Origin of the sequence: Rahnella bruchi (assembly GCF_003614975.1) — a bacterium.
Lineage (GTDB): Bacteria > Pseudomonadota > Gammaproteobacteria > Enterobacterales > Enterobacteriaceae > Rahnella > Rahnella bruchi.
The window spans coordinates 776715-790653 of the sequence record NZ_QZWI01000001.1; the positions used below are offsets into that span (position 1 = coordinate 776715).

Annotated in this window: 12 protein-coding genes and 1 other annotated feature; of the genes, 5 read left to right on the forward strand and 7 right to left on the reverse strand. The window is 53.3% G+C overall.

What is annotated here, in order from left to right; translation table 11 throughout:
• Nucleotides 1-4: 4 nt before the first annotated feature.
• From D5398_RS25420 to D5398_RS03750, 5 genes are all read left to right on the forward strand, one after another.
• A complete protein-coding gene (locus tag D5398_RS25420) occupies nucleotides 5-169 on the forward strand; it encodes a hypothetical protein (protein ID WP_162940712.1) in 165 nt (54 codons plus the stop codon).
• Between the two features lie 81 nt (nucleotides 170-250).
• Nucleotides 251-730, forward strand: coding sequence for a Cys-tRNA(Pro)/Cys-tRNA(Cys) deacylase YbaK (ybaK, locus tag D5398_RS03735; RefSeq protein ID WP_120506387.1), 480 nt, complete (start codon nucleotides 251-253; stop codon nucleotides 728-730).
• 45 nt (nucleotides 731-775) lie between these two features.
• Nucleotides 776-1987 (forward strand): MFS transporter, encoded by a 1212-nt coding sequence (locus D5398_RS03740; RefSeq protein ID WP_120506388.1) that lies wholly within the window; start codon nucleotides 776-778, stop codon nucleotides 1985-1987.
• Nucleotides 1988-2225: 238 nt separating this feature from the next.
• Nucleotides 2226-3917, forward strand: coding sequence for a YbaL family putative K(+) efflux transporter (gene ybaL, locus D5398_RS03745; protein WP_120506389.1), 1692 nt, complete (start codon nucleotides 2226-2228; stop codon nucleotides 3915-3917).
• 146 nt (nucleotides 3918-4063) lie between these two features.
• The gene (locus D5398_RS03750; RefSeq protein ID WP_120506390.1) at nucleotides 4064-5308 is read left to right on the forward strand and encodes a sensor domain-containing diguanylate cyclase; all 1245 of its coding nucleotides are present in this window, start codon (nucleotides 4064-4066) and stop codon (nucleotides 5306-5308) included.
• A gap of 56 nt (nucleotides 5309-5364) precedes the next feature.
• On the opposite strand, the gene D5398_RS03755 is transcribed toward D5398_RS03750, so the two are convergent.
• From D5398_RS03755 to dnaX, 7 genes are all read right to left on the reverse strand, one after another.
• Nucleotides 5365-6684 carry an inosine/guanosine kinase gene (locus D5398_RS03755; protein WP_120506391.1) on the reverse strand — a complete coding sequence of 440 codons (1320 nt, stop codon included), beginning with the start codon at nucleotides 6682-6684 and terminating at the stop codon, nucleotides 5365-5367.
• A 38-nt stretch (nucleotides 6685-6722) separates the two neighbouring features.
• The gene (gene hemH / locus D5398_RS03760) at nucleotides 6723-7685 is read right to left on the reverse strand and encodes a ferrochelatase (RefSeq protein WP_120506392.1); all 963 of its coding nucleotides are present in this window, start codon (nucleotides 7683-7685) and stop codon (nucleotides 6723-6725) included.
• Between the two features lie 255 nt (nucleotides 7686-7940).
• Nucleotides 7941-8585, reverse strand: coding sequence for an adenylate kinase (adk, locus tag D5398_RS03765; protein WP_120506393.1), 645 nt, complete (start codon nucleotides 8583-8585; stop codon nucleotides 7941-7943).
• A gap of 181 nt (nucleotides 8586-8766) precedes the next feature.
• Nucleotides 8767-10632, reverse strand: coding sequence for a molecular chaperone HtpG (htpG, locus tag D5398_RS03770; RefSeq protein WP_162940720.1), 1866 nt, complete (start codon nucleotides 10630-10632; stop codon nucleotides 8767-8769).
• Between the two features lie 163 nt (nucleotides 10633-10795).
• Entirely contained in the window at nucleotides 10796-11401 is a 606-nt protein-coding gene (gene recR, locus D5398_RS03775; RefSeq protein ID WP_120132727.1) for a recombination mediator RecR, read from the reverse strand.
• Nucleotides 11401-11730 carry a YbaB/EbfC family nucleoid-associated protein gene (locus D5398_RS03780; RefSeq protein WP_120506395.1) on the reverse strand — a complete coding sequence of 110 codons (330 nt, stop codon included), beginning with the start codon at nucleotides 11728-11730 and terminating at the stop codon, nucleotides 11401-11403. Before D5398_RS03780 ends, recR begins: the two co-directional genes overlap by 1 nt.
• A gap of 41 nt (nucleotides 11731-11771) precedes the next feature.
• The gene (dnaX, locus tag D5398_RS03785; protein ID WP_120506396.1) at nucleotides 11772-13721 is read right to left on the reverse strand and encodes a DNA polymerase III subunit gamma/tau; all 1950 of its coding nucleotides are present in this window, start codon (nucleotides 13719-13721) and stop codon (nucleotides 11772-11774) included.
• Nucleotides 12372-12436: a sequence feature (DnaX frameshifting element), on the reverse strand. Its footprint overlaps the gene before it by 65 nt.
• Nucleotides 13722-13939 lie beyond the last annotated feature (218 nt).

The window sequence follows — 13939 nt, forward strand, 5'->3', positions numbered from 1 at the left end:
AAAAATGGCCGATATTTCTATCGGCCAGTCAAAGAGGAATTTCATTTTATTAGTTATAGCTTCAGTACCGGCCTTTGCAGGCACAGCACCGGCGCGCACAGGGTATCAATCTGCGGCGGGTCTTGGCAATAACCATTCATTGCTCTACTATTTCTTCCTCGCTCAGTAATCATACTTTATTGTTTGTTTTCATCAGATTGAGCTGATGACGATTTTCCGAACAAAAAAGTAAATAAAATAGGCGGTAATCATGACACCCGCGGTCATCCTCCTGGAAAAAAACAAAGTCAGCTTTACCCTTCACCCTTACGAACACAGCAGCGATGAAACGAATTTTGGCGACGAAGCCGTGAATAAACTCGGGCTGGATGCGCGCCAGGTTTATAAAACATTGCTCGTTTCACTCAACGGCGATGCCAAAAATCTGGCCGTAGCCGTCACACCGGTGGCATCGAAGCTGGATCTGAAAAAAGTCGCCAAAGCCCTGAAAGCCAAAAAAGCCGATATGGCAGATCCGACGATTGCCCAGCGCGTCACCGGATATCTGGTTGGCGGCATCAGTCCGCTGGGTCAGAAAAAACTGCTGCCAACGGTGATCGACAGTCCGGCGCAGGCATTTTCGACGATTTATGTTTCAGGCGGTAAACGCGGGCTTGATATTGAACTGTCGGCAGGCGATCTTTGCCGTTTACTCAAAGGCCAGTTTGCTGATATCGCTAAAATCGACTGACGGCCAGAATATCTGTACTCCTAATATAATAAAGGCATGCCTGCTATGACTGACAATATAGCTACGCCAGAAACCCCGCAGAAAGACGCAGTCAAAAAGACTGCATTTTCTATTCTGGCGGCTATCAGCGTTTCCCACCTGCTCAATGACATGATTCAGTCGCTGATACTGGCGATTTATCCGTTGCTGCAAAACGAGTTTTCCCTGAGCTTTACGCAGATCGGGCTGATTACCCTGACCTATCAGATCACTGCGTCGCTGCTACAGCCGCTGATCGGCTATTACACCGACAAACATCCGCAGCCATATTCCTTGCCAATCGGCATGGGCTTTACGCTCTCCGGCCTTCTGTTGCTGGCGGTCGCGCAGAGTTTCCCGGTGGTATTGCTGGCGGCGGCGCTGGTCGGGACAGGCTCTTCGGTGTTCCATCCCGAATCTTCACGCGTGGCGCGTATGGCTTCCGGCGGACGTCACGGGCTGGCGCAGTCGCTGTTCCAGGTCGGAGGCAACTTCGGTTCTTCACTCGGGCCGTTGCTTGCGGCACTGATTATCGCGCCTTACGGAAAGGGCAACGTCGCATGGTTCTCGCTGGCAGCATTACTGGGGATTGTGGTGCTGTTGCAAATCAGCAAATGGTATCGACAGCAAAATCAGATCGCCAAAAAGCGGGGGCCGGTGAGCAGCAATATCACTGTGCTGCCGCGTAAAACGGTGGCGATGTCACTGGGTATTCTGCTGGTGCTGGTGTTTTCGAAGTATTTCTACCTGACCAGCCTGAGCAGCTATTACACCTTTTACCTGATTCATAAATTTGGTGTGTCGGTACAAAACGCGCAAATCCATTTGTTCATATTTCTGTTTGCCGTCGCGGCGGGCACGATTATCGGCGGCCCGGTGGGCGATAGGATTGGGCGCAAATACGTCATCTGGGCCTCAATTCTGGGCGTCGCGCCATTTACGCTACTTTTACCACACGCCAATCTGATGTGGACCAGCGTGCTGAGCGTGATTATCGGCGTGATCCTGGCCTCGGCATTTTCGGCGATTCTGGTGTTTGCTCAGGAACTGATGCCGGGCAAAGTCGGTATGGTTTCCGGTCTGTTCTTCGGTCTGGCCTTTGGTATGGGCGGGCTGGGCGCTGCGGTTCTCGGCTATGTGGCAGATAAAACCAGCATCGAGCTGGTGTATCAGATTTGTGCCTTCCTGCCGTTGCTCGGGATCCTGACCGCATTCCTGCCGAATATAGAACGTAAATAGCCTTTAACCTTTCCTTCCCGGCTGCCGATAGTTAAATATCGGCAGCGTCTGAACCCCTTATTCTCTTGATATCTTCCTGATAAAACCCATTTAAATCCTGCGTTGGAATTTTTTTTATCGTCTGCTGATGATTTTTGATAAAAAAGGCCAAAATTCCCCAACGCCGAGACGATTTTTACCATAAACTTAGAAACAATCAGCAACATATTTGCTTTATGCATAACCAGAAGGAGTCTGAATGCATCATTCTACGCCTCTCATCACTACCATCGTTGGCGGTCTGGTACTGGCTTTCCTGTTAGGAATGCTTGCCAACCGCCTGCGAATATCTCCTCTGGTTGGCTATCTCGCCGCTGGCGTGCTGGCCGGCCCCTTTACGCCCGGTTTCGTTGCTGACACGTCGCTGGCACCGGAACTGGCTGAGATCGGCGTCATTCTGCTGATGTTCGGCGTCGGTCTGCATTTTTCTCTGAAAGATTTACTCGCCGTAAAGTCGATAGCCATTCCCGGCGCTGTAGCGCAAATCGCGGTAGCGACGCTGCTTGGGATGGGTTTATCGAGTCTGATGGGCTGGGATCTGGCCACCGGACTGGTGTTCGGGCTATGTCTGTCGACCGCCAGTACCGTGGTGCTGCTGCGTGCGCTTGAAGAACGGCAACTGATTGAAAGCCAGCGCGGACAAATTGCCATTGGCTGGCTGATTGTGGAAGACCTGGTGATGGTGCTGACGCTGGTTCTGCTGCCCGCGTTCAGCGGTATGCTGGAAAGCCATCACTCAAGCCCGGTCGAACTGCTGACCGGGCTGGCGGTGACCATCGGCAAAGTGATTGCGTTCATGGTGCTGATGATGGTGGTCGGTCGCCGCGTCGTGCCGTGGATCCTCGCTAAAACGGCCAGTACCGGTTCGCGCGAACTGTTTACACTGTCTGTTCTGGCATTAGCCCTGGGCATCGCTTACGGCGCAGTAGAATTCTTTGATGTGTCGTTCGCCCTCGGCGCGTTCTTCGCCGGTATGGTGCTCAACGAATCCGAACTCAGCCAGCGTGCGGCGCACGATACCTTACCGCTGCGTGATGCATTTGCGGTGCTGTTCTTCGTCTCCGTCGGCATGTTGTTTGACCCGATGATTCTGGTGCGCGAACCGCTGACCGTGATTGCGACGCTGGCGATTATCGTGTTCGGTAAATCCATCGCGGCGTTCCTACTGGTAAAAATGTTCGGGCATTCCAAACGCACCGCTCTAACAATTTCCGTCAGTCTGGCGCAAATAGGAGAGTTCGCCTTTATCCTCGCGGGTCTGGGAATTTCGCTCGGATTACTGTCGGAGCATGGCCGTAATCTGGTGCTGGCGGGAGCCATTCTGTCGATTATGTTTAACCCGTTGCTATTCACGTTGCTTGAAAAGTATCTGGCAAAAACGGAAACCATTGAAGATCAGAGCATTGAAGAAGCTGTGGAAGACGAGAAGCAAATCCCGTTCGATTTGTGCAATCACGCGCTGCTGGTCGGTTATGGTCGCGTCGGCAGCCTGCTCGGCGAGAAACTTCAGGCTGCCGGTATTCCGCTGGTGGTGATTGAGAATTCGCGTCCGCGCGTCGAAGCACTGCGCGATCAGGGGATCAGTACGGTGCTGGGCAATGCCGCCAATCAGGAAGTGATGGATCTGGCGCGTCTTGATTGCGCCCGCTGGCTGCTGGTGACCATTCCAAATGGTTACGAAGCCGGGGAAATCGTGGCGTCAGCCCGTACCAAACGGCCTAATATTGAGATTATCGCCCGTGCGCATTATGACGATGAAGTCACCTACATCATGGAGCGCGGCGCGGATCGCGTGGTGATGGGAGAGCGGGAAATCGCCAACAGTATGGTGGACATGCTGCAAATCGACAAAATGACCGAAGACGAAAAACGGCCATTTTGTCCTGTCTGATCAGATTCTGAAATGCGGGCGCAGAATGTTGGCTGCGCCCTTCCCTTTCCTGCGCAAAATTCCTTTAACTTGCGCGACATAAAAAACGCCAAATCTGATCATTTCGCTGTATTCTATTTTTATGCCAAAAATTGACCGGTACTGCGATGTTGCTATCCCATCTGGAAACGTTAAACATTTTGAGCACGCCAGTCTGGGTGGTCTCAGTACATAACCAGCAAATTCTTTTCGCCAATACAGCGGCCAGAAAGCTGGCGGGGAATAGTCTGCTGGCACCGCTGCGCAACGGTCAGTTCTCCGTCCATTCTCTGCAATGCCTCGAGTCCTATCTGCCGCATCTGAAGAAAGGCGATCAGGTCATAGAAATCTGGACCATCCACAAAGAAGGCCGCGCCTTTCCGCTCAGTTGTCGCCTGTCGCTCGCGCAGTTTGGCGTGCAGGAACCGGCTATCGTGTTTGAGGGAACGCATACCTCAGCGGCCAATGTGCCGGTGTCTGGCTCTTTCCTCAGCGAAGCCAGACCTTACCGCCGAGACCAAAGCGGTTTCTATGAGCGATTTTTCCAGACCAATACCGCGCCGATGCTGCTGATCGACCCGGATAACAACGGGCAAATTGTGGATGCGAATCTGGCAGCAACGCGATTCTATGGTTATTCACGCGACGAAATGTGCATGAGGCATACCTGGGAAATCAATGCGATGGGCCAGGACGTTTTGCCCGTGATGCATGAAATCGCCCGCCTGCCCGGCGGACATAAACCGCTGACGTTCGTGCATAAACTGGCGGACGGAAATCTGCGCCATGTGCAGACCTATGCCGGTCCCGTTGACGTGGATGGCGTCCGGCTGATGTTGTGCATTATTCACGATATTACCGAGCAGAAGCGTCTTGAGCAGGAACTGGAACACGCCGCACTACGCGATCCGCTCACCGGATTAGGCAACCGCCGCCAGTTTATGCAACTGGTGGAGAATGCGCGGACGCAAAATCCGCAGCGGACACATAATTTCAGTCTGATGCTGGTCGATGCCGATCACTTCAAAGCAATTAACGATCAGTATGGTCACAACAAAGGCGATGATGCGCTGGTGATGCTGGCGAGAACGCTGGAAACGGGGATCCGCGAAAGCGATACCGTGTTTCGCTGGGGTGGCGAAGAGTTTCTGATTTTGCTGCCGCTGACCGGTCTGGAAGGCGCATTGCATGTGGCAGAAGCGCTGCGCTTAGCCGTAAACCAGTTTGCCCAGCCGGATCTGCCATCGATGACGGTGAGCGTCGGTGTGGTGCAGTACGAAACCGGCGAAGACTTTACCAGTCTGTTTAAACGGGTGGATGACGCGTTGTATCGTGCGAAAACATCGGGAAGGAATCAGGTGCAGTCAGGCTGAAAAAAAGGGCGGGAGATTTAATCCCCGCCCTTTTCACTTTTCGTTTCCGGCAACGTTTATCGTTCCCAATAACTCTCTTCCAGACTGTCTTCACGCTCCGGCAAACCACGCGTCAGGCGCGGAGAATGCTGGTTCAGCACCTGATAACTCACGCGGTTGGCGTATTTACACACCTGCGCCAGTGAGGAATAGGTCAGATACTCGCGGGAATGTTTGCTGGAATTCGGCACGGAAGTGCGGTGGAAGCCGTTGGCCGCAATGTCATGCAGCAGTGCAGACAGCGCACCATCACCCGCGCCATTGGTGTTCATGATTTTTTCCGGTCCGCCCATATACGGTGCGATGTGAGAATAAATCTTCAACGGATCCTGGCAGCATTCACGACGCATTGCGCGGCTGAATTCGTACTGATTAAATTCGGCAATCGCGCCCGGCAGCAACGGATGCTGAGTAGTGCGTTTGAAGGCTTCTTCGGTATAACTGGCCATAAACAGGCCGTTCGGTCCGGCAGTGCACAACACCAGATCCACCCAGTCCAGCGCTTTATCCGCCGCCATCAGCGGATCTTTCAGGCCGGTCAGTGCAAAACCTTCATCTTCGTTCATCGCCAGAATCGACACGTGATCCCGCAGGAAATCGCGCCATGCCTGCGGATCATCGGCGATGACATATTGCGTCCCCAGCGTTAACACGACCGGCACATGGTATTTTTTCGCGTACTCAATGGCCTGCATGGTGGCTTCGGGCATCGGCTCGCCCGGTTTGCTGCGCAGCAGATACGACGTCAGCAGCAGCGCGGAAGCCCCGGCAATCACCTCTTCCGGCACACTGTACGAATGCAATTCATTCATTTTGCCCGGACTGATAGCAAATGTGCGCTCGCCGGTATCGCTGATCAGTGTGAAACAGCGGCCAATTGCACCGTCCACGCCTTGCAGGAAGTTAAGATCCACGCGGCTGGAGGTGTTGCACAAATAGCGGTAAGCATAATCGCCGATTTTAACGTTGTTACACATCACGCCCAGCAGCACTGAGCGGTCATCGGCCAGCACGGAGTAGTTGTGCAACGTATTTCCGACGGTGCCGCCCGCAAACTGATGAGTGATCAGCTGCTGGCTCATCAGTTCCTGATACAGCGCTTCTGACATTTCATCGTCGAGAATATTGGATTCACCCGGCGTCAGGCCGTAACGGGCCACAAAATTTTCATCCACGCGCGCTTCGATATCCACCAGCGTCTGGTCGATCCCGACGATGTACGATGTCCCCGCTTCAGATTCCGGCTGCATTTCCTGCAACATAGAATCACGCAATAGAGGGTCACGCGCGCTGACCGGAAAATAGTGTTTAGACTTACGTTTACCAGGAAATTTCATTCATTATTCTCGGGAAATTCAAAAAAATCAGACTTCATTCAGAAGTGCTGAGTGACCAGTTGTTGCAGCAGATCGATATGCTCCGGCTGGTCGTTTAAGGCGTCAATATATTCGAAGCGCTCGCCGCCTGCATGAATAAAAATCTCACGATTCTCGCCTTTGATCTCTTCCAGCGTCTCCAGACAGTCCGCCGCAAAACCAGGGCACAGGATCTGAATATGCTTAACGCCCTGAGCCGGAAGACCTTTCAGCGTTTCATCAGTATAAGGCGTCAGCCACGGCTCGCGGCCAAAGCGCGACTGGAAGGTCAGCATTATTTTGCCCGACGGCAGTTGCAGGGCATCGGTCAGCGCCTGTGCGGTATCGCGACAACGTTGTTCATAGTCATCGCCCTCAGCGACAAAGCGCTTCGGAATGCCGTGGAAGGACAGCACCAGACGATCCGGCTCGCCATGCTGAGCAAAGGAACGTTCAATACTGGCTTTAAGCGCAGAAATGTACGCCGGATGGGTGGCGTAATCGCGGATAAAGCTCAGTGAAGGCAGGCGGCGCTGAGATTTCAGTACGCGCGCCACGCCGTCAAATACCGCGGCGCTGGTCGAACACGAATATTGCGGATACAGCGGCAGCACCACCATTTTCGTCACGCCCTGCGCCAGCAGTTTTTCAATCGGTTCTTTCATCCCCGGTTTGCCGTAGCTCATCGCCAGTTCAACCGGCGTGCCCGGCAGGCGTTCTGCCAGCGCTTTCTGCTGCCGACGGCTGTACACCATCAGCGGCGAGCCTTCTTCCATCCAGACCGCTTTGTACAGTTTGGAAACGCGCGGAGAACGCAGCGGCAGGATCACAAAATTCAGGATAGGCCACCACAGCAGACGGGGCGTATCCACGACGCGGATATCACTCAAAAACTCAGCCAGATATTTTTTAACGGCCTGCGGAGTCGGTGCTTCCGGTGTTCCGAGATTGACCAGGAGAACACCGAATTTAGTCTGCGTCATGCTGAATATCCTAAATTTAAGGCATTGAAGCCGTGTGAAAAATGATGGGCGCCACCGTTTTGTGATACTGCCGTTTGTGATGCTGAAAAGAGGCGCAGGCCATTGTAACGAAATCAAAGAGGATCGGAACAACGGCAGTAGCTATCAATGCGAATTGTTATTAATACCCTTCATACTTCAAACGGCAGATGTGTTGGTGCAGAAAAACAAACGGGGCGACCGAAGTCACCCCGTGATAGCGCGCAGTAAAGACGATCAGCTCAGGATTGCAGCCAGTTCGTCACGCACAGCTGAAACTTGCTGTGTGCCGTCAATTTTGACGTATTTGGTGTTACCCGCTTCCGCTTCTTTACCGTAGTAGGAGACCAATGGCTCAGTCAGCTCATGGTATTCCACTAAACGTTTGCGAACAGTTTCTTCCTGATCATCTTTACGGGTGATCAGTTCTTCGCCAGTCACATCGTCTTTGCCTTCCACTTTCGGTGGATTGTATTGGATGTGGTACACGCGGCCAGAACCAGGGTGTACGCGACGGCCAACGATACGATCAACGATCAGTTCGTCTGGCACATCAAACTCCAGCACATAATCCACGCTGATGCCCGCTTCTTTCATAGCGTCAGCCTGTGGAATGGTGCGAGGGAAACCGTCTAACAGGAAACCTTTACGGCAATCTTCCTGCTGAATACGTTCTTTCACCAGTGCGATAACCAGTTCATCGGTTACCAGTTTACCGGCATCCATAATCTCTTTTGCTTTCTTGCCGAGCTCACTTCCGGCCTTAACAGCGGCGCGCAACATATCACCGGTAGAAATTTGCGGAATACCAAATTTCTCCATGATGAATTGAGCCTGAGTACCCTTACCTGCGCCCGGAGCGCCCAGCAGAATGATACGCATTGCGTAAATCCCCTTGCATGTAATTATTATGAATTTCGAAAACGGGTCAACCTTACCATTCTGAGCACTTTAGCTCAAGGAACAACCCCTTCGGGCACAAGGTTAACGCAGCAGGAAACAGTGTGACCATAAAAAAAGGGCCTCGTTTTCACGACGCCCTTTTCAGTGTTATTTCAGTTAATTACGCCTGTAACAGCGTGTTCATACGACGGATGAACAGGTTTGGATCTTCCAGCGTGCCACGTTCTGCGAACAACGCCTGATCCAGCAGCAGCTCAATCCACTCGCTGAACTGGTCTTCGTCAGCCACATCAGATGCACGTTTCACCAGCGCGTGCTCCGGATTCAGCTCAAAGATATATTTCACTTCCGGCGCTTCCTGCCCGGCAGCAGCAAACAGTTTTGCCATCTGCGTCGTCATTTCGTCAGCACCGGTGGTAACGATGGCTGGCGTGTCAGTCAGACGGTGCGTCAGACGCACTTCTTTCACACGCTCACCCAGTAGCGTTTTCACGCGCTCAACGAACGGTTCCAGGGCTTTTTCAGCTTCTTTCTGCTCTTCGCTTTCGTCAGCCAGTTTGTCCAGTGTGTCATCGGCTTTGCTGACGGACTGGAAGACTTTGCCATCGAATTCTGTCAGATAGCTCATCATCCATTCGTCGATGCGGTCAGACAGCAGCAGGACTTCAATGCCTTTCTTGCGGAACAGTTCCAGATGCGGGCTGCTCTTCGCGGCGGCGTAGCTGTCGGCAGTGATGTAATAAATCTTGTCCTGACCTTCCACCATGCTCGCCACATACTCTTCCAGCGACAGAGTCTGCTCGCTGCTGTCGTTGCGGGTGCTGGCGAAACGCAGCAGTTTAGCGATCACTTCTTTATTCGCGCCGTCTTCTGCCGGACCTTCTTTCAATACCAGACCAAACTGTTTCCAGAATTGCAGGTATTTTTCGTTATCGTCTTTCGCCAGTTTTTCCAACATTTGCAGAACACGTTTGGTCAGTGCACTGCGCAGGTTCTGGGTAATGCGGCTGTCCTGCAAAATTTCACGGGACACGTTCAGCGGCAGATCGTTGGAATCTATCAGGCCACGAACGAAACGCAGGTAGTTCGGCATGAACTGCTCGGCTTCGTCCATGATAAATACGCGCTGAACATAGAGTTTCAGGCCATGTTTATGGTCGCGGTTCCACATATCCCAAGGCGCCTGTGAAGGGATATACAGCAGGCTGGTGTATTCCTGCTTACCTTCCACACGGTTGTGGCTCCAGCTCAGCGGATCGCTGAAATCATGGGAAATATGTTTGTAGAACTCAACGTATTCTTCGTCGGTGACTTCCGATTTACCGCGGGTCCACAGGGCTTGAGCCTTGTTGATCTGCTCCCAGGTAACGGTGCCGTCTTCTTCGTTGCGGGTTTCGACTTCAACCGGCAGCGCAATGTGGTCAGAGTATTTGCTGATGATGGAGCGCACACGCCAGTCATCCAGGAATTCGTCCTGATCTTCACGCAGGTGCAGGGTAATTTCGGTACCGCGGTCGGCTTTTTCGATGTCCGCCAGGGTGTACTCACCTTCACCGGCAGATTCCCAGAACACACCTTCTTCCGCGCTGGCACCGGCTGCACGGGTGCGTACAGTGACTTTATCGGCCACGATGAAGGCAGAATAGAACCCGACGCCGAACTGACCAATCAGCTGGCTGTCTTTCGCCTGCTCAGAACCCACAGATTGCAGGAACGCTTTGGTGCCGGATTTCGCGATAGTCCCGAGGTTATCGATGACTTCATCGCGGCTCATACCGATGCCGTTATCGCTCAGCGTCAGGGTGCGTTTTTCTTTATCAAACGCCAGACGAACGTGCAGCTCGCCGTCACCTTCATAAAGCTCCGGCGCAGACAGCGCGCGGAAACGCAGTTTATCAGCGGCATCCGAGGCGTTAGAGATTAACTCGCGCAGGAAAATTTCTTTGTTTGAATACAGAGAATGGATCATCAGATGAAGCAGTTGTTTTACTTCAGACTGGAAGCCACGTGTCTCTTGTCCTTTCATACTCATCAAATTACCTCAATCCAGATACTGTTATTGACCAAATCAGACGCTGAAGAATAAGTGGGGTTATATGTCAGGCTTTTCAAGCGCAGGAAGAAATATTTAAGAAGAAATGCAGAGGGATAGAATAAAACGGGCGCAGAAGACTGCGCCCGCATAACAGTCAGAACCGGAAGGGATTACGCCCGGCGAGGGAATGGGACAGCGTGGTGCCATCAACCATATCCAGTTCGCCCCCGACCGGCACACCGTGCGCGATACGGCTCGCCAGCACGCCAAACTGGCCGCACATTTCAGCAATATAGTTGGCGGTCGCTTCACCTTCGACCGTCGGATTGGTCGCCAGAATCACTTCCTGAATGCTTTCACTTTCAAGGCGCTCTTCCAGACGGCCCAAGCCAATGTCGTCTGGCCCGATACCATCCAGCGGTGACAGGTGGCCCATCAGCACAAAATAGCGACCAGAAAACTGACCGGTTTGTTCTATCGCATGGATGTCAGCCGGACTTTCCACCACGCAAATCTGACCATTTTCTTTACGCCGTGGATTGGCGCAAATGGTACAGATTTCCTGTTCGGTAAAAGTACGGCAATCGGCACAGTGGCCAATTTCAGACATGGCACGCGTTAAAGACTGCGCCAGCCGCATTCCACCGCTGCGATCACGTTGCAGCAGCTGGAATGCCATACGTTGCGCGGACTTCGGGCCAACGCCCGGCAGGCAACGCAACGCCTCCATTAAAGACTCAAGGAGAGGGCTGGTTTGCATCAGAACGGCATCTTAAAGCCTGGTGGCAACTGCATGCCGCCAGAAACGGCTGCCATTTTTTCTTTCTGAGTTTCTTCGATACGACGTGCTGCATCGTTGAACGCCGCAGCGATCAGGTCTTCCAGCATGTCTTTATCGTCTTCCAGCAGGCTTGGATCGATTTCAACGCGACGCACGTTATGTGCACCGTTGATAGTGATTTTCACCATACCAGCGCCTGACTCACCGGTCACTTCCAGCAGAGCGATTTCTGCCTGAGCCTGTTGCATTTTTTCCTGCATTTGCTGGGCCTGTTTCATCAGGTTACCAATGCCGCCTTTTCCAAACATAGTCTTCTCTCTCAGCAATGGCCGCGTCACAATCGCGGCGTTTAAATTGGGCGGATACTTTCTTCATCCAGATCAGCGTCAAAGAAACGGCGCAGCGTCTGAATGTTGTTATCCGCAATAATAGACTGACGCGCCTGCGCCAGTTTTTCTTCATAAATGGCCTGTCGCCATTCCAGCGGCGTCTTCACCGCCAGATTATCATCTTCCAGCACGGTGAGTTCAACCGGCGTCTGATGCAATGCCGATAAGGCGTCCGTCAGTACCTTTTGCGCGGACGGAGAATTCAGATGCCTTTGTGAAGAACGCAGGTGCAGGCAAATTTTGCCTGGCTCCGGTTGCTCACGGTACGCATTCAGCGCCAGTTGCTGCACCAGTTTAGGAAGGGGCATCCGGCTGATTTCAGCCGCCCATTCGTCGCGTTCAATCGCTTCTTCCGCCAGACGGGAAGACAGCTCCGGCGATTTTTCATGTTCCAGCGCGGTACGCAAAGCTTTGGGCGTTGCCACCGGTTCCGGCGCTTCTTCCGGTTCCATCATCGCTTTCCAGCGATACGCTTCTTCTTTTACCGGCGCGGCAGGTTCTTTCTTCACCGCCAATGTCTGCGCACGTTCAGTCACCGAAGCGAGGCGCTCCAGTGCTGAGGTTGCCGGCCGCGCTTTTCCTGGCGCTGCCGGCTCAGCTTTTTTTGGGGTGGTACTCCCCTGCCTGAGCAATTGTGTTCGCGCCTGTAAAAGTTGCGCGGTGGAATCGGGCATGGCGGCCGGTTCTGCATTGCCCTGTGGCGCAGGAGCATTGTAGTTTTGCTGCGGCGGTGCATTGCGCGGCACTGCCGGTTGCGACGGCACCTGTGGCGCAGTATAGGCCGGTGCCGCGACGGGCTGCGGAGCCGGTTCAGCAATAATCACTTTCGGATGAAAGGCCAGCGCACGCAGCAGCGTCATTTCAACGCCCATACGTTTGTCCGGCGCATAGGCCAGCTCTTTGCGGCCAATCAACATTGTCTGGTAGTAAAGCTGCACGTCCGCTGGCGGAATAACACGCGCCAGTTCCCGCAGACGCTGTTCGATCGCCGCATAATGGTTATCGAGCACCGACGGTAACAGCTGAACCATTGCAATGCGATGCAGCAGCGCCAGAGTCTCAACCAGCAGGTTTTCCCAGTCCACGCCACGGGACGCGGCCTGTTCAACCTGAGCCATCATCTGACCGCCATCGGCGCTGACCAGCGCTTCCAGCATCGCCAGCGGCTGTTCGTCGTCCAGCGTACCGAGCATTTGTGCCACAGTTTCGGTAGTGACGGCGCCCTGCCCCATGGCAATCGCCTGATCGGTAAGACTCAGTGCATCACGCATACTGCCGTCGGCAGCACGGGAAAGCAGCTGAAGCGCGCGCGGTTCAGTGGCAATGGTTTCCTGAGTTAATACATTGTCGAGCTGTTTGCGTATCTGTTCCGGATCTAAGGCTTTCAGATGGAACTGCAAACAACGCGATAAAATCGTGACCGGCAGTTTTTGCGGATCCGTGGTCGCCAGCAGGAATTTAACGTGCGAAGGCGGCTCTTCCAGCGTTTTCAACAGCGCATTGAAGCTGTGACGCGAGAGCATGTGTACTTCGTCAATCAGGTAAACTTTGAAGCGGCCACGCGCCGGTGCATATTGCACGTTATCGAGCAGTTCGCGGGTATCTTCGACTTTGGTGCGGGAAGCAGCATCGATTTCAATCAGATCGACAAATCGGCCCTGCTCAATTTCACGGCAGTTATCGCAGACGCCACAAGGCGTTGATGTGATGCCGGTTTCGCAGTTAAGCCCTTTGGCCAGCAGACGGGCGATGGTGGTTTTCCCCACGCCGCGGGTACCGGAAAACAGGTAAGCGTGATGGATGCGCCCGAGCGACAGGCCATTGGCCAGCGCGGTCAGCACATGTTCCTGTCCGACGACGTCGGCAAAAGTTTGGGGGCGCCACTTACGGGCAAGAACCTGATAGCTCATTAACACTTCATCGTTGATTTATAATGAATAATTTGACGATACACGAAAAAACATCGTTTAACCCGACTTTCTGCGCGGGTCGGCGAATCACAGACAGAAGGGTAAGCATAATGATGCCCGCGCCAGACTGCCACTTCTTAGTGTACCAGCAGGGTCGCCATCATTCCTATTACTTTACTTTTCGGGTACTGCGCCGCAGTTTCTCCCCCTTCGTCCTC